Origin of the sequence: Dactylosporangium darangshiense (assembly GCF_039537565.1) — a bacterium.
Classification (GTDB): Bacteria; Actinomycetota; Actinomycetes; order Mycobacteriales; family Micromonosporaceae; genus Dactylosporangium; species Dactylosporangium darangshiense.
Genome location: NZ_BAABAT010000003.1, coordinates 101,534 through 117,443, shown reverse-complemented (window position 1 = coordinate 117,443; position 15,910 = coordinate 101,534). Strand labels below are relative to the sequence as shown.

General features: G+C 72.3%; 15 protein-coding genes and 1 pseudogene. 11 read left to right on the top strand and 5 right to left on the bottom strand.

Annotation, left to right across the window (positions count from 1 at the left end):
- Window positions 1-177: 177 nt before the first annotated feature.
- Window positions 178-1,194, bottom strand: a complete 1,017-nt coding sequence (locus tag ABD901_RS07220; protein WP_345122586.1) for a LacI family DNA-binding transcriptional regulator — start codon at window positions 1,192-1,194, stop codon at window positions 178-180.
- 82 nt (window positions 1,195-1,276) lie between these two features.
- On the opposite strand from ABD901_RS07220, the gene ABD901_RS07215 reads away from it, so the two are divergent.
- The 3 genes from ABD901_RS07215 to ABD901_RS07205 all read left to right on the top strand — a co-directional run bounded on the left by ABD901_RS07215 (window position 1,277) and on the right by ABD901_RS07205 (window position 4,472).
- Entirely contained in the window at window positions 1,277-1,978 is a 702-nt protein-coding gene (locus ABD901_RS07215) for a cupin domain-containing protein (RefSeq protein WP_345122584.1), read from the top strand.
- Window positions 1,975-3,126, top strand: coding sequence for a Gfo/Idh/MocA family protein (locus ABD901_RS07210; protein ID WP_345122582.1), 1,152 nt, complete (start codon window positions 1,975-1,977; stop codon window positions 3,124-3,126). The genes ABD901_RS07215 and ABD901_RS07210 overlap by 4 nt, the downstream gene beginning before the upstream one ends.
- 533 nt (window positions 3,127-3,659) lie before the next feature.
- Window positions 3,660-4,472 carry a sugar phosphate isomerase/epimerase family protein gene (locus tag ABD901_RS07205; protein WP_345122580.1) on the top strand — a complete coding sequence of 271 codons (813 nt, stop codon included), beginning with the start codon at window positions 3,660-3,662 and terminating at the stop codon, window positions 4,470-4,472.
- A 9-nt stretch (window positions 4,473-4,481) separates the two neighbouring features.
- Here ABD901_RS07205 and ABD901_RS07200 read toward each other — a convergent pair whose 3' ends face one another.
- On the bottom strand, window positions 4,482-5,879 hold the full coding sequence (locus ABD901_RS07200) for a serine/threonine-protein kinase (protein ID WP_345122579.1): 1,398 nt from the start codon (window positions 5,877-5,879) through the stop codon (window positions 4,482-4,484).
- A gap of 285 nt (window positions 5,880-6,164) precedes the next feature.
- Entirely contained in the window at window positions 6,165-6,629 is a 465-nt protein-coding gene (locus tag ABD901_RS07195) for a MarR family winged helix-turn-helix transcriptional regulator (protein ID WP_345122577.1), read from the bottom strand.
- Between the two features lie 50 nt (window positions 6,630-6,679).
- Here ABD901_RS07195 and ABD901_RS58980 point away from each other — a divergent pair.
- Window positions 6,680-7,159: pseudogene (locus ABD901_RS58980) on the top strand (hypothetical protein); the annotation flags it as partial.
- Between the two features lie 29 nt (window positions 7,160-7,188).
- Complete coding sequence (locus tag ABD901_RS07190; RefSeq protein ID WP_345122575.1) at window positions 7,189-7,938, top strand: Kelch repeat-containing protein; 750 nt, start codon at window positions 7,189-7,191, stop codon at window positions 7,936-7,938.
- Window positions 7,939-8,076: 138 nt separating this feature from the next.
- Here the strand turns inward: ABD901_RS07190 and ABD901_RS07185 are convergent, their stop codons facing one another.
- Window positions 8,077-8,856, bottom strand: coding sequence for a DUF72 domain-containing protein (locus tag ABD901_RS07185; protein ID WP_345123547.1), 780 nt, complete (start codon window positions 8,854-8,856; stop codon window positions 8,077-8,079).
- Between the two features lie 207 nt (window positions 8,857-9,063).
- On the opposite strand from ABD901_RS07185, the gene ABD901_RS07180 reads away from it, so the two are divergent.
- The 3 genes from ABD901_RS07180 to ABD901_RS07170 all read left to right on the top strand — a co-directional run bounded on the left by ABD901_RS07180 (window position 9,064) and on the right by ABD901_RS07170 (window position 12,387).
- Entirely contained in the window at window positions 9,064-9,195 is a 132-nt protein-coding gene (locus tag ABD901_RS07180) for a hypothetical protein (RefSeq protein ID WP_345122573.1), read from the top strand.
- A gap of 259 nt (window positions 9,196-9,454) precedes the next feature.
- Window positions 9,455-9,646 carry a hypothetical protein gene (locus ABD901_RS07175; protein WP_345122571.1) on the top strand — a complete coding sequence of 64 codons (192 nt, stop codon included), beginning with the start codon at window positions 9,455-9,457 and terminating at the stop codon, window positions 9,644-9,646.
- Complete coding sequence (locus tag ABD901_RS07170; RefSeq protein ID WP_345122569.1) at window positions 9,622-12,387, top strand: ATP-binding protein; 2,766 nt, start codon at window positions 9,622-9,624, stop codon at window positions 12,385-12,387. Before ABD901_RS07175 ends, ABD901_RS07170 begins: the two co-directional genes overlap by 25 nt.
- 247 nt (window positions 12,388-12,634) lie before the next feature.
- On the opposite strand, the gene ABD901_RS07165 is transcribed toward ABD901_RS07170, so the two are convergent.
- Window positions 12,635-13,201 (bottom strand): TetR/AcrR family transcriptional regulator, encoded by a 567-nt coding sequence (locus tag ABD901_RS07165; RefSeq protein WP_345122567.1) that lies wholly within the window; start codon window positions 13,199-13,201, stop codon window positions 12,635-12,637.
- Window positions 13,202-13,284: 83 nt separating this feature from the next.
- On the opposite strand from ABD901_RS07165, the gene ABD901_RS07160 reads away from it, so the two are divergent.
- From ABD901_RS07160 to ABD901_RS07150, 3 genes are all read left to right on the top strand, one after another.
- Window positions 13,285-13,707, top strand: a complete 423-nt coding sequence (locus ABD901_RS07160; RefSeq protein ID WP_345122565.1) for a tautomerase family protein — start codon at window positions 13,285-13,287, stop codon at window positions 13,705-13,707.
- A 538-nt stretch (window positions 13,708-14,245) separates the two neighbouring features.
- On the top strand, window positions 14,246-14,500 hold the full coding sequence (locus ABD901_RS07155; RefSeq protein ID WP_345122563.1) for a DUF6412 domain-containing protein: 255 nt from the start codon (window positions 14,246-14,248) through the stop codon (window positions 14,498-14,500).
- Between the two features lie 571 nt (window positions 14,501-15,071).
- A complete protein-coding gene (locus ABD901_RS07150; RefSeq protein ID WP_345122561.1) occupies window positions 15,072-15,686 on the top strand; it encodes a YidC/Oxa1 family membrane protein insertase in 615 nt (204 codons plus the stop codon).
- Window positions 15,687-15,910 lie beyond the last annotated feature (224 nt).

The following is a 15,910-nucleotide window of genomic DNA, read 5'->3' as shown; positions in this document are numbered from 1 at the left end:
GGGCTGCCCTCGTATCAGCGGGCTGCCCTCCTGTCAGGACGTCAACGGCTGACTGCTCGCCCGGCGGATCAGCGTGGCCGGCGCGGTGCGCGTGGGCTGCACCCCCGGTCGGAGGCCTTCCGGGCGGGCTGCCCTCGTATCAGCGGGCTGCCCTCGTATCAGCGGGCTGCCCTCGTGTCAGGACGTCAACGGCTGACTGCTCGCCCGGCGGATCAGCGTGGCCGGCGCCGGCTCGATGCGGGCGGCGTCGCCGTCGGTGTCCAGCGCGAGGGACATCGCGCGGGCGCCCATCTCGGTCAGCGGGAGGCGCACGGTGGTCAGGGGTGGGGTCACGTCGCGGGCGATCGGCATGTCGTCGAAGCCGATCAGGGAGATCCCGCCGGGCACGGCGATGTCGCGCTCGCGCAGGGTGGTCAGGGCGCCGACGGCCATCGAGTCGTTGAGGGCGACGATCGCGGTCAGGTCGGGGGAGGAGTCCAGCAGCGCGGCGGTGGCCTCGGCGCCGCCGTCGCGGTCGAAGCCGGCGTACGCGATGCGGCGCGCGGGCAGGGTGCGGCCGAACTCGCGGGCCGCGCGGCGCAGGCCGGCCAGACGGTCCGTGGTCGTGGTCAGCACGCGCGGGCCGGCGATCACGCCGACCTTGCGGTGGCCGCCGCCGAACAGCTCGACGCCGGCGAGGTAGCCGCCCTCCTCGTTGGCCGGCATGACCGCGTCGCCCGGAAGCTCGTGGCGGCCGATGACGCTGACGCGGCCGCCGGTCCGGGTGTACGCGGCGAGCTTGCCCTTCAGCGCCTTCGTGAACGCCGCGTCGTGGTAGCCCGAGCCGGCGAGGACGATCGCGGCGACCTGCTGGGCGCGCAGCAGCTCCACATATTCGAGCTCGCGCGCGGGGTCGCGGTAGCTGTTGCAGATGATGACCAGGCGGCCGTGCTGAGTGGCAACCTGTTGCAGACCGCGGGTGATCTCGGCGAAGTACGGGTCGGAGACGTCGTGCACGATCACGCCGACCGCGGTGCGCTGGGCCCGCGCGAGCAGCTGGGCGTGCGCGTTGGGCACGTACTGCAGCTCGTCGACGGCGCGCAGCACGCGGGCGCGCAGCTCGTCGGTGACCAGCTTCGTGCTCCCGCTGATGATCCGGGAAGCGGTGGCCGGTGACACGCCCGCGCGGCGGGCGACATCGGCGAGCGTCGCCATCGGGGACTCCTCTCTTTATTGACCCGCGCTCAGCGTACCGGCTAGCCTCAGGAAAGCGGTTTCCTGAATTCGAGGTGTTGCCATGAGCTCCCACCTGCCCGGCGCCGTGGGCGTGTCGAGGCTGTCCGTGTACGACACCACGGCACCCGACGGGCTGCACGGCGGTACGCCGCACATGCACCTGACCTGCTCGGAAGGCTACGTCGTGGTCGCCGGCGAGGGGCACGTGCAGACGTTGTCCGGGGACGGGTACCGCGAGACGCCCCTTCGTCCCGGGACGGTGGCCTGGTTCCGGCCGGGCACCATCCACCGGCTCGTCAACGAGGGCAGGCTGCAGATCGTGGTGCTCATGCAGAACAGCGGCCTGCCCGAGGCCGGCGACGCGGTGCTCACGCTGCCCGGCAACTACTGGGAGGACCACGACGCCTACCGGGCGGTCGCCACGCTGCCCGGCGGCGACGACCTCGGGCCCGCGTTCCGCCGCCGCGACCTGGCCGTCACCGGGTTCCTCGCGCTGCGCGCGGCCGGGCCGGACGCGTTCGGCGACTTCTGCCGGTTCGCCGCCTCGCTCGTCGCGCCACGCGTCGGGGAGTGGCGGCGGCGCTGGGAGGCCGGCGCCCTCGACGCCGCGCTCGAGACGGGGCGGCAGCTGGACGCCTTGGAGAAGACCGACATTTCCTACCTGTCCAACGGGGGCGTGTCGGTCCTGCCGCAGCCCACCGAGTCGGGCAAGCACGGCATGTGCGGCCTGCTCGAGACCTATATCCCTCAAGGAGACTCGTGAACCGCGTTCCGATCGGCATCGTCCTCAACGGCGTGACCGGCCGCATGGGGTACCGCCAGCATCTCGTCCGTTCGCTGCTGGCCATCCGGGAGGAGGGTGGCCTGCCGGCCGGCGACGGCAGCCGCATCTGGCCGGAGCCGATCCTGGTCGGCCGCAACCCGGCCAAGCTGCAGGAGATCGCCGAGCGGCACGGCCTGACCGACTGGACCACCGACCTCGACGCCGCGCTCGCCCGCGACGACGTGCAGATCTACTTCGACGCGCAGGTCACCCAGCAGCGCGAGAAGGCGATCCGCGCCGCGATCGAGGCCGGCAAGCACATCTACACCGAGAAGCCCCTGGCCGACGACACCGCCGCCGCGGTCGAGCTGTACCGGGCCGCGCGCGCCGCCGGCGTCAAGCACGGCGTCGTGCAGGACAAGCTGTTCCTGCCCGGCCTGCGCAAGCTGCACCGCCTCGTCGAGGGCGGCTTCTTCGGCCGCATCCTGTCCGTGCGCGGCGAGTTCGGCTACTGGGTCTTCGAGGGCGACTGGCAGGCCGCGCAGCGTCCGTCGTGGAACTACCGCGCGGCGGACGGCGGCGGGATCGTCGTCGACATGTTCCCGCATTGGCAGTACGTCCTGGAGCGCATCTTCGCCCCGGTCCGCTCGGTCCAGGCCGCCATCGCCACGCACATTCCTTCCCGGGTCGACGAGGCCGGCGCCGCCTACGAGGCGACCGCCGACGACGCGGCCTACGGCACCTTCGAGCTCGAGGGCGGCATCATCGCCCAGATCAACTCGAGCTGGGCCGTGCGCGTGTACCGCGACGAGCTCGTCGAGTTCCAGGTCGACGGCACCCACGGCAGCGCGGTCGCGGGCCTGCGCGAGTGCCACATCCAGCACCGCGGCTCCACCCCGAAGCCCGTCTGGAACCCGGACCTGCCCGCCACGGAGCGCTTCCGCGAGCAGTGGCAGCGCGTGCCCGACAACGAGCCGTTCGACAACGGCTTCAAGGTGCAGTGGGAACGGTTCCTGCACCACGTCGTCGACGGCACCGAGTTCCCTTGGGACTTCGCCGCCGGTGCAAGAGGCGTGCAGCTGGCGGAACTCGGCTTGCAGTCCGCCCGCGAGGGCCGCCGCATCGAGATCCCGACCCTGGACCTCTGACCGCGGGCCGCATCTCGCGGCGGTCACGGAGCTGCCGAACGGTAATCCGATATGTCCGCCACTTCGTGACGGACATATCGGATTTTTCGGTTATGTGACGTAGATGCGTGGCCTTGCGGCCGTGTGGCCTGAGGATCGGCGAGGTAGGCCGAGGCATGGCCGGGTCGCTCGTCGCTGGGGTCGCCATTTCGCGTCGCCGTTCGTGCGGGGGTGAGGTGCGAGGCCGCGGTTCGGATCGCCGCGTCGTTCGTGCGAGGCGAGGTGGAGATACGAGGCCGTTTGTGCGGGGCGAGGTCGAGATGCGAGGCCGTGGTTCGGGTCGCCCCGCCGTTCGTGCGGGGCGAGATCGAAGTGCGAGGCCGTGGCTCGGGTCGGCCCGCTGTCCGTGCGTGTGGGGTGAGGTCGAGAAGCGAGGCCGCGGTCCGGCGGTTGCGGGCGGCGAGCGCGCCGGCGCCGGGTGAGAACCGGAGCGCGGGCGTCGCCGGGGGGAGCTCAGGAAGTACCAAATCCGGAAAATGCGAATCGGAGGACCTATGGGCGATCTATCGAGATTCTCGTTGAACCAGGCGACCACCAAGCGCTGGCCGATGGAGGACACCGTCGCGGGCTGCGTCGCGGCCGGCGTGCCCGGCATCGGGCTTTGGCGTGACCAGGTTGACGCGTACGGTATCGAGCGCACCGCGGCGCTCGTGCGCTCGGCCGGGCTCGCCGTCACGACGCTGTGCCGCGGCGGGTTCTTCACCGCGGACGACTGGCGCGACGACAACCTGCGGGCCATCGACGAGGCGATCACGCTCGGCGCGCCGGTGCTCGTGCTCGTCAGCGGCGGTCTGCCCGAGGGTAGCCGCGACATCGACGGAGCGCGACGCCGCATCGGCGACGCGATCGGGGAGCTCGTGCCGCACGCGCGCGCGGCCGGCGTGCAGCTGGCGATCGAGCCGCTGCACCCGATGTTCGCGTCGGACCGGTGCGCCGTCGTCACGCTCGGCAACGCGCTCGACATCGCCGAGGAGCACCCCGCCGAGGTCGTCGGGGTCGCCGTCGACACGTACCACATCTGGTGGGACGACCAGGTCTGGGCGCAACTGGCGCGGGCCGGCGCCGGCGGGCGGATCGCGTGCTTCCAGGTCGCCGACTGGATCACGCCGCTGCCGGCGGGCGTGCTGCTCGGGCGCGGCCTGCCCGGCGTCGGCTGCGTCGAGCTGCGCCGCTTCCGCGAGGCGGTCGACGCGGCCGGCTACGCCGGGCCGATCGAGGTCGAGGTGTTCCACGAGGACGTCTGGTCACGTCCCGGCGGTGAGGTGCTCAGCGAGACGCTGCAGCGCTACCTCGAGCACGTCGTCTGACGCGCCCGCTCACTGCCCGCCCGGCAGCTGGATCGAGCCGGCAGGATCGGTGGTCGTCGGCGGCGGGTCGGTCGTCGGCGGCGGCGCCTCGGTGGTCGTCGGCGGCGGGTCGGTCGTCGGCGGCGCGGTGGTGGTGGTGACGGGCGCCGCCGTCGCCGTCCGCGTCGCCGGGTTGTCCGTCTGGGTCGCGACCGGCGTCTGCGCGATGTTGGTCGGGTTGCCGATCAGCGTCTGCGTGGCCCCGCCGCCCGGCCGCCCGCCGCCTCCACCGGCGGTCGCGTGCGGGCCCGGCTGGGGCGACAGGTTGGTGGTCACCTGGTCGCCGCCGGTGCTGCCGTGGTGGGAGTCGCCGCCGGGGTTGCCGCCCATCAGGTCCGAGGTGCCCTCGGCGGCGGCGAAGACCAGCGCCAGCGCCATCGGCAGCGCGATCGCCATCGACGTCACGCGCCGGCGCGACATCTGCGGCGCGCCGCGCAGCCAGCGCCGCTGCACCGGGACGGTGACCGCCTCGAGGTCGTCGATGGCCAGGCCCAACAGCAGCTGTTTGGCGCTGGGGCGGTCGCCGGGGTCGCGGCTCAGCGCGGCGGCGACGAGGTCGCCGACCGGGTCGGGGATGCCGCCGAGGTCGGGCTCGCCCTCCAGGATCTTCCAGGCGCGGGCGGCCGCCTCCTCGCCGCCGTAGGGGTGGCGGCCGGTGGCGGCGAACGCGACCAGGCAGCCCCAGCCGAAGATGTCCATCGCCGCCGTGGGCTCCTCGGCCCGCAGCTGCTCGGGGGAGGCCCACCCGAGGCTGCCGACGATGTTGCCGGTGCCGGTGATGTCGCTGGCGGCGTCGAGCGCCCGGGCGATGCCGAAGTCGATGATCCGCACGCCGCCGAGCGTGACCATGAGGTTGCTGGGCTTGAGGTCGCGATGTACCAGACCCACGTTGTGAATCGCGGCGAGGGAGGCGGCGACGCCGAGCGCCACGCTGTGCAGCATGGCCGGGTCCAGCGGGCCGTCGTCGGCGACGAGCCGGGACAGCGGGATGCCCTCGAGGTACTCGGTGACGAGGTACGGCCGCTCCTCGAACACGCCCGAGTCGAGCACCCGGGCCGTGCAGAACCCCGGCACCCGCTGCGCAGCGCGGACCTCGCCGGCGAAACGCACCCGGAAGCGGGGGTCGCGGGCGAGGTGTGCGTGGACCAGCTTGACCGCGACCCGCGTACCTTCCGGCGACTGCGCCAGGTAGACGGTGCCCATGCCGCCGACGCCGAGTTGCCCGAGCAGCCGGTAGTCGTCGATGCGGATCGGGTCGTTCTGCGTCAGGTCGCCGACGGAGGCGCGGCGGGCGGGCGCGGCCGAGCGCAGCGGCAGGTCCGGCGTGCCGGGTGCACCGGCGTCGTCGTGGTTGCCTGCCTCGGTCATCGGGGTCCTTCCACGGTCTTCCGTCGCTGGGGGTGAGGGGGATGCTGTGGGGGAGTGTTACTCACGAGCAGTCTTCTCCCTTCCTCGGAAGATGAAAAGACCGCGCTGGATGCAACCCTCGTGTCCGTTCGGACACCTTTGTGCGTTCCAGCACGTCCTCGTGGTGCCTCGAACAGTAATGCAGGAACCCCGGAACGTCCGCGCCGGAGGTCACACCTGTTATGGCACTGTTCCGTCACTTGCCGGCGACCGCGGCCCGGATGGGGTCATCCGGACAATCCGCCGTTACCGGGGTCGCTCAAGGTGATCGACGAGTCCACGCAGCGCAGCCGTGACGCGGGCGAGCTCGCCGGGCTCGAGGTAGGACCACGCGTAGGTCTCCGCGGTCTGCGACTCCGGCAGCAGCTCCCGGATGAGCCGGTGGCCCTTGCGGGTGAGCTGCAGCAGCACCAGGCGCCCGTCGTCGGGGTGGTTGGTGCGCCGCATGAGCCCGCGCCCGCTCAGCGTGTCGACCACGCCGGTGAGTGTCGCCTTGGAGATGCCGGCCTGCTCGGCCACGTGCCGCGTCTCGATGCGCCGCGCCGCCCAGACGGTGCGCAGCACCACGAAGCCGGTCCAGGTCAGCTGGCGCGGGCGGAGCACCTCCTGCTCGACGTGCTGCCGCACGGCGTTTGCGGCGCGATGCAGGTGCAGCACGGTCTCGGTCGCCCCCGTAAACGCCCCGCTGTCCCGGCCCACCGTGGCGGTCACCGTGTTCCGCGCCGGCGTACTCGTGCCGACGCGACCCCGTGCTTGCCCATATGGGCGGCCCCCCTCCGGTCCCCACATCGAACACACAGAATATCGGGAACGTGCCGGTTCCGTTGTCCCCTCATTACTGTGTGCAATCTCTCGGCAACCCTCCGGCGCATGCCTTTGCGGCATTCACCGTCTTTGTCCGGCGGTTCTGCCGGAAAACAGATGAATTGAAACTTCTGATGATCCTTGGGAGACTAGTCGGCATGCGTCCGTGGTTGTGGACGGCCGCATTGCTCCTTCTTGCCTCCGGTTGCACCTCCACTGGAGGAGAGTCGGGCTCGGCCGCGCCTGATACATCCGCACTCACCGTTCCCTCCGGCACCGCCTGGGTGCAGCTGCCCGGCGCCCCGTCCGAGCGCACCGAGGTCGCCGCCGCCGTCAGCGGCGACCGGATCGTCGTGGCCGGCGGCCTGGCCGCGGACAACGGCAGCCTGACCACCGTGGAGATCTACGACATCCGCGCCCGCACCTGGTCGGCCGGCCCGCCGCTGCCGCTCGCATCAACCACGCCATGGCCGCCTCCGTCGCCGGCGTCGTCTATGTCTTCGGTGGTTATCTGGCGGACGGGACGCCCAGCGCCGCCGCCTTCCGCCTCGACCCGCCGTCCTCCACCGGTCCTGCCGGTGCTTCTGCCGCCGTTCCTGCCGGTTGGCGGTGGCGTTCGGCGGCCGACATGCCCTCCGCGCGGGCGGCCGGCGCCGCGGCGGCGATCGACGGGAAGATCTACGTGGCCGCCGGCATCGGCCCCGGCCGCGACGTCCTGGCCGACTCGGCGCTGGTGTACGACGCCGCCGCCGACCGCTGGAGCACCGCACCCGGCGCCCCGACCCGCCGCGAGCACCTCGGCGGCGCCGCGGCCGGCGGCCTGTTCTACACGGTCGGTGGCCGCACGGCGACGGGCGGCAACATGGCGGCCGTCGAGTCGTTCGAGCCGCGCTCGGGCGCCTGGACCCGCCGCCCCGACCTGCCCACCGCGCGCGGCGGCCTGGCCGCGACCGCTACGTGCAACGGCGTCGTGATCGCCGCCGGTGGCGAGGGCCAGCACACGTTCGAGCAGGTGGAGGCGTTCTTCCCGGGCTCCGGCGCGGCCGGTCGGTGGCGCTCGCTGCCGCCCATGCCGCACCCGCGCCACGGGCTGGGCATGGTGACGGTGGGCCCGACCCTGTTCACGCTGCCCGGCGGCCCGCAGCCGGGCCTGCACGTCGGCCGCGACATCGAATCGCTGGACCTGTCCTTTCTTTCCGGGTGTGGTACATCCTGAGCCTCCCCGGCCGGCTCCTGCCGCTCAGCGGCGCTCGTCGCGGTCGCGGTTGATCAGGTGGCGCCGCTGCCACACGAGGAATCCCAGGAAGACGGCGAGCACGAACACCACGCAGCAGAACTTGGCCACGGACGAAGCCTACGACCAGTTCGGCAGCCGTTCCGGTGCCCGTCCGACCGCCAGGCCGCGGCGCTCGGCCAGGTGTGCGAACGCCGCGGCGTCGGCTATCGCGGCGGCGCCGGGGTCGTTGTTGCAGTACACGTAGAAGGTCGGTCGTGTCTTGGCCTGGCCCGGGAACGCCTCGTCGATGCGCCCGATCCAGGTGCTCAGCGCCGAGCGGCCGTAGCGCGGCCACGGCGCGGCGCGCCCCTCGTGCAGCCGCAGGTAGCCCCAGTCCGCGGTGCGCCACAGCGGCGAGCGGGGGCGGCCCTTGCGGTCCGACCAGCACAGCGCGGCGTTGTGCGACTGCAGTACGTCACGGACCTCCCCGGTCCACCACGACTCGTGCCGCGGCTCGACCGCGACCCGCACGCCGCGGGGAAACGCGTCCAGCGTCGCGGCGAGGGCCGCCGGGTCGGCGGGCAGCGTCGGCGGCAGCTGCAGCAGGACGGGCCCGAGCTTGTGCCCGAGCCCCGCGGCGCGGTCCATGAGCCGCTCGACCGGTTCGCGCGGCTCCCGCAGCCGCTTGACGTGCGTGAGGAACCGGCTCGCCTTCACCGCGACCACGAAGTCGTCCGGGGTGCGGGCCCGCCAGTCCTCGAACGTGGCCCGCTCGGGCAGCCGGTAGAACGCGTTGTTGACCTCGAGCGTGCCGAACGCCGCCGCGTAGTGCTCCAGCCACAGCCGGTGCGCCACGTCGCGCGGGTAGAACCGGTCGCGCCAGTCCTTGTACTGCCACCCGGAGGTTCCGACGAGCATCACGTAGTCATCCGTTCCCCGCCGCCGACCGGCCCTAACCTGCGGATTTGTGGGATGACTAGACCGGCGTAGGGATACGTAGACGCGGCGGGCGGCCATCTACGTATGTCCGGGCGGCGCGATTACGTAAGTGTTACCGATGGAACCGGGGCCTTACTTCGCCACTATGGAGTCACAAGCTGATCCAGTTGAAGGAGCCCCAGAGCCATGAACGTCCACGATGGATTCCTCACCGAGCTCGTCCGCCAGCGCCAGCTGCACATGCTCGACGAGGCCAAGCACTGGTCAAGCCGCGTGAAGCTGCGCCGTCGAGCACAACGCGCCGGCGTAGCGGCCTGACGAGCTTTCGCCGGGCCCTGCGCGACCGAACCGCGCGGGGGAGGACAGCCCCGGCGCACCGCACGGATGACACCCCTCCTGGTGGTCCGTGCGGGGCGCCGGGGCTGTTCTGGTTTGTGCCGGCCCCGCATGACTAGCCGCCGCCGCGATGACTAGGCCGCGATGACCGCCGAAGATACGTAACAGGTGCAGATGGCAGCGGCTCCTTACGTCGACACGATGGAGTCACCACACGGAACCATCCGGCCAAGGAGTCGACATGATGCACCCCGCCTTCCTCTACAGCCAGCTCCAGCACCGCCAGCAGGGCCTGCTCGGGCTGGACCTGCGCGGCCGCCTGGCCATCGGCGACGAGCGCCGCCGGTGGTGGCGCAGGTCGCGTCCATCACAGCCGGTAGATCGGCCTCCCGCCGGTAGGCTGGTGGCGTGCGGGCCAGCCGTAGCGGAATGAGCCAGGTGATGGTCGGCCGCGACGACGAGCTGCGCCGCTTGCGCCGCCTCGTCGACGGCGCCGACCCTTCCATCGCCATGCTCGGCGGGGAGCCGGGCATCGGCAAGAGCCGTATGGTGCAGGAGCTGATCGCGGGGCAGCCCGAGACGGTTCCGGTCCTCGACGGCCAGGCCGATCCCGGCACCCTCAGCCGCCCCTTCGAGGTGCTCCTCGACGCGATCGACAGCTGTCACCGCTCCGAGGGACTCGACCCCGAGCCCCTGCGCGTGGTCACCGACGCCTCCCGTTCGATGATCGACCGCATCCAGGCCGGCCTGGAGATCGTGCGGCAGCTGACCACGCCGGGGCCCTCGATCGTGATCTTCGAGGACCTGCACTGGGCCGACTCGGAGAGCGTGGCGCTGTTCGAGCGGATCGCCGAGCTCCCCGGGCCGCGGCTGCTGATCGGCACCTACCGGCCCGACGAGGTCACCCGGCGGCACCCCCTGGCCGACCTGCTGACGCGGCTCGAGCGGCGATACACGGTGACCAACGTGCGGCTCGAGCGGCTCAGCCTCGCCGACACGTCGATGTTCCTGAAGTCCGCGACCGGGCGCCCGCCCGCCTACCGGACCGCGCTGTCGCTGCACAACCGCACCGGCGGCAACCCGTTCTTCCTCGAGGAGCTGCTCAAGGCCAACGGCGACGGCGACCTCGACACGCTGTGCGACCGGCCGCTGCCGTGGAACGTCGCCGAGGCGCTGCGCCGCCAGCTCGACGACCTCGACGACGACGAGAAGCGCATCGTCGAGGCCGCCGCCGTCCTCGGCCGCAAGGTGCCCTTCGACCTGCTCGCCGCCGTCACCGGCTTCGACGAGAACGACCTCATCGACGGGCTGCGCGACCTGGTGCGCCGCGGGCTGATGGTCGAGACCGGCGACGACGAGTTCAGCTTTCGCCACGCCCTGACCCGCGAGGCGCTCGTCGACGAGATGCTCGCCCGGCAGCGGCGCCGCCTGCACGAGCTGGCCCTCGAGACGCTGCTGTCGACCGGCAGCAAGGACTACGCCCTCGTCGCGCACCACGCCAGGGGCGCCGGGCGCTATCTCGACATGGTCGAGGCGGCGCGCCGCGGCCTGCACGTCTACATGGGGATGGGCTCGCCGTACCAGGCGCTGCAGCTGGCCGAGATGGGCCTCGACGAGCTGCCCGACGACGTCGAGCTGCTCTCCTGCGGCGCCCGGGCCGCGTGGCTCGCCGGGCTGCTGGACGACGCGCAGGAGCTCGGCCGGCGCTGGCTCGACGCCGCCGCCACCCGCGAGGAGCGCGCCGACGCGCTGCGGCTGCTGGTCCGCCTCAGCTGGGAGATCGGCAGCAGCGGCAGCATGCAGGAGCGGGCCGCGCAGCTGCGCGCCGAGATCGCCCACCTCGACGACGGGCCGGCGAAGGCGCACGCGTATGCGGCGATCGCACAGGCGTACATGCTGCACGACGACACCGAGCGCGCCGTGGCCTGGGCGGACATGGCCATCTCCCTCGGCGAGGAGCTCGGCCTGCCCGCCGTCTGGCTCGCCGGCAAGGTAGAGAAGGGCTCGGCCCTCGTCAACGTCGCCGCCGGCGTCGAAGAGGGCATCAAGCTGCTCAACGAGGCGACGCAGGAGGCCGAGGAGGCCGGCGAGTGGCTGCTGGCCGCCCGCTCGCTCAACAACCTCTACAACCTGCTCCCGGGCGGCCCCGCCGACTGGGCCGCCGCGCTCGAGCGGATGCGCAAGTTCGCCGAGCGGGCCGGGTTCGAGTCCCTGGCCGTGGCGGCGTATTTCCAGGGCCGCGCCCGCCTCGCCGTCCAGGAGGGCAACCTCGGCGCCGCCATCGCCCAGCTCGAGGCCGCGCGGCGCCGCGACCGTGGCCTGCTGCGCACCCGCAACGGCAGCGACTACCACGGCGTGCTCTTCGCCGGCCTGCTGCTCGAGGCCGGCGAGCTGGACAAGGCCGACACCGTCATCCGCGGCCTCATCGAGCAGTCCACCGACGCCTACACGATGCTCACCCAGACCTCGGTCCCCGGCCTGCAGTTCCACCTCGCCTGCCGCCTCGGCCGCGTCGAGCAGGCCCGCGAGCTGCTGCGCATCGTCCTCGACGCCGTCCGCGTCACCGGCGTCACCGGCCGCGACTTCGCACACGACCTGATCTCCGCGGGCCTGTCCGCCAGCTTCAGCGCCGACGAGCTGCGCCCGATCGCCGCCGCCATCGACGACCCGCTGTTCGACGACGCATACCGCTGGCTCGCCGACGCCCAGATCGCCGAGACCGCCGGCCACATCGCCGACGCCCTGCGCCTCTACCGCGCCGCGGTCGCCGAGCCCACCATGCTCCTGCCCGCCCAGCGCGGCACCGGCCACCTCGGCGCCGCCCGCTGCCTGCTCGCCCAGGGCGACCTCGACGCGGCCCGCGACCAGGTCCGCGCCGCCGAGCCCCACCTGGCCCGCTGGGCCGGCTGGCGCGTCGCCGAGCTCACCGGCCTGCGCAGCCGCCTCGGCCTGGCCGACCCGGTCACCGCCGGCGCCGGCGACCAGGCCCTGACCCCGCGCGAGCGCGAGGTCGCCGTCCTGCTGGCCGAGGGCCTGACCAACGCCGAACTCGCCCGCCGCCTCTACATCAGCCCGCGCACCGCCGCCGTCCACGTCTCCAACATCCTGAACAAGCTCAACCTTGAGTCCCGCACCCAGATCGCCGCCTGGGTGAAGTCCCGCCCGACGCCGTAGCCCCTCCACTCGAGGCCGCCGCGCCGCACGATTGCGCCCGCCGCCGTGGTTCGCCGCGTCCGTCCCACAGCGCGGGTCCGCCGTGGCGCGCGCCTGAGGCTCGCCGCGCCGCGTGGTTGCGCCCGCCGCCGCGGTTCGCCGCGTCCGTCCCACAGCGCGGGTCCGCCGTGGCGCGCGCCTGAGGCTCGCCGCGCCGCGTGGTTGCGCCGCCCGCCGCGTCGGCGGTTCTGACGCCGGCCCACGGGGCTTATCGGCCCTGCGGGGCCAGGGCCTCGGCGGTGCGGCACATTCGGTCGAAGGGCTCGATCGAGGCGGACGCGCGGCACAGGACGTGGGCGCCCTCCAGCAAGGCGATCAGGGTGGTGGCCAGGTCGTACGCCTCGGCGTGGGGGAGGCCGGCCCTCGTCAGGCGGTCGGCCAAGACGTCCACCCAGGACGCGAAGGCGGTGGCCGAGGCGTGCAGGAGCGTCTCGTCGGGGGCGGTGTCGTAGCCCATCGCCACGGCGGCCACCGCGCAGCTGTTGCCGGTGGTGGATTCGAGGAGGACTGGGCGTACCAGGGAAAGGAAATCCACGACGACCTGGCGCGGGGTCGTGGCCGGCAGCTGCGCGAACCTCGCACCCACCTCGCGGCCGTTGAGCTCGGCGGCCTCGGCGACCAGCTGGGTCTTGCCGCCGGGGAAGTGGTGGTAGATCGCGCCACGGGCCGCGCCGCTCGCCGCGAGGATCTCGCTGAACGACATGCCGGCCACGCCATGGCGGCGCAGCGCCGTCACGGCGGCCTCCAGCATCCGGTTGCGGGTGTCGCTCGCCAACCTCCGGCCCTCCCTTGACTCGTACGGTCATCCTAGCCGATTGTGAACTCGCTAGGATGTACGTACTAGTCACGAGGAGTGTCATGCCCATCACCGTCACCGCGCCGCGCGGGGTGCTCACCACGAGCGGCCGGCAGCAGGTCCTTCCGCGGCTCAGCCGAGCGCTCATCGAGATCAGCGGCGCCGCCGGCAACGCGTTCTTCACGCCGATCGTCGGCGGGCACGTGGACGAGGTCGAGCCCGCCGACGTGTACGCCGGGGGCGCCAACCGCCCACTGGTCGTGGTCAAACTGGAGATCCCGAACATCGCACTGGGCAGCGTGGAGCTGCGCGCCGCGTTCATCCGGGCCGCCACCGACATCGTCGGCGAGTGCACGGTGCCCTGGCACGAGCCCGAGAACACCTGGGTGAACATCTTCAACGCCCCCGACGGCGGCTGGGGCATCGCCGGCCGCGCCTACACCGGCGACGACCTGGTCGCGGCGATCACCGCGGCCGCGCAGTAGTTGCCATCGTGACCACGGCGGCGCGACCTGGTCGCGGGGATCACCGCGGCCGCGCAGCAGTCGCCGTCGTGACCACGGCCGACCTGGCCAGCCGCCGGGTCTACGCAACGCGAGCGCACCATGGACCCGCCCCCGACCCACGCGGACGGCCATTTGATCGCGGCGCGCAGCGACTGCGATGTGGCAGCCTTCACCGCCCTGCTGCTATCCCGCGTACGGCACTCGCTCCCGTGGCAACGCGATTCTGGGCGCGCTCCTTGGGGACGGGTGCCGTACGCCCCGACTTTCGCCACGACCGCGACGGCGCCCCGTTTTCCGCCGCCCGCGTGGCGCTCGTGTCGGCCCCGTCCCCAGTTCGCGCTCGTAACCACCGCTGAGCGCATGTGTATTGCGGCCCTCTGGGTGTTTGCGCCTTAACAGCGGGCGTGTCTTTCGCTGGGCGCACGTTTGTTGCGGTTGCCGTGGTGTCGCGCCCGTAGAGCGGGTGTGGCTTCCGCAGGGCGCACGTTTGTTGCGGGCGGTGCGTAGCATCAGAGGCATGTCGTGGTCGATGACCACCCTCTTTGCGGCGTGGGCCTCTGTCGGCGCGCCGGGGGAGATTCTTGCGGTTGCTACGGCCGTGCTGGCGGCGATTGCCGTCGTGCTGGCCGCGCGGCTCATTGCGGGTGCGCCCGCAGCGCCGGCGCAGGTTCGCGCCGTGCCGGCCCGGGCCCGTGCCGCCCGTGGGCAGGCGATTCGCTCGGCGGATCCCGATGCGGCCGGTCGGCCGCGTCCGCGCGCGCCTGGAGCCTGATCCTTCGCTGCGCCCATGCCCCAGACCTCGATCCGACCGTCCGGCCCGAGCCCGATCGAACCGTGCCCGGTGCCTGATCCGGCTTGCATTCAGGAGCTGATCCGGCTTCCGCTCGGAGGCTGTCCGGTGGTGCGTCCAACGGGTCGATTGCGCCGCGCTGCTGCCTGATCTCGCGTGCGCCAGACCTGGTCCTGCCTGCCGCGGGAGCTGATAGATCTGCGTCGGTGCCTGGTCTCGCTCGCTACGAGAGCTGGTGCGTCCAGAGCCTGACCTCGCCGTGCGCTCAGCGGCTGATTCGAGCCGCGTAGCCGGAGATCTGGCTGCGGGCGGCGGACTTAGGTGCGGTCGGTGGCTGAGTCCGGTCGTGGCCGTGGGGCGGACAGCGTTGGTGGGCGAAGTGGCTGCGCCGGGTCGAGGGCGGGCCGGGGCGACGGCCGCACAACGCAGTTCGAACTCTGCAAGTGGTGTCCGTCCTGCGCATGTGCGTTGCGCGATGTGGGGCGGAGAAACGTCGCGCGTGGGTGCTTGTTGGCGTGCGCGCAGCTGTGGTTGCGAAAAAGATGCCGGAAGGGTGCGTTTCGTGGTTCATCATGTCTTGATCTGGCTGGCCGGAGGGCTTGGGTCCGTGCCGGTGGCCATCGTTGTTGCAACCGTCCTGCTGCGGGCGGCGTTGCTGCCGTTGAGCCTGCGTGGGTACCGGGCCGAGCGGGTTCGGGCGCGGCTGGCGCCGCAGCTCGAGGAGATTCGGCGGCGGCATGGCAAGGAGCCAGTAGTTGCGGCCGAGAAGACTTCCGAGCTGCTGCGGCGCGAAGGGTCGGGGCCGTTTGCCGGGTTTGTGCCGATGTTGGCGCAGGCGCCGTTCGTCTGGCTGCTGTATCGGGAGTTCACCGGGAACTCCATGCACGGGTACACGCTGCTTGGCGGGGACCTTACCGCGCGGCTCGTTGCGCATCCCGGGTTGCTGGTGGGGTGGGGGATCGTTGCGGCGCTCGTCTGTGTTGCCGTTTGGAATTTGCGGCAGGTGCCTGCCGGGACGCCGTTGCTGGTGCGGGTGCTTGCGTTCGGGACGGTGGCGGTTGCGCCGTTCGTGCCCGTCGCGGCGGGGGTCTACCTCGTTACCAGTGGAGTCTGGACGGCCGTGGAGCGGCGGATCTTCCGCGGTAAGCCGGCGCCTACGTCCGGCTAGTACGAGGGGAGGTCGGGGTGGTGGCGGGCGTCTCGGCCTGGCGCGAGGGGGTGGCCGAAGACGCGGGTGCTGGTACGCCGGCCGGTGCGAGAGGCGGGAGGCGAGGGGCGCCAAGCAGGTGCTGAATGCCGGCCGATGCGGAAGGGAGTTGCGACAGAGAGGGTGCGGAAGACCGGCCGACGCGGAAGGCCGGCTGGCGCGGAAGGGAGTTGCGACAAACGGAG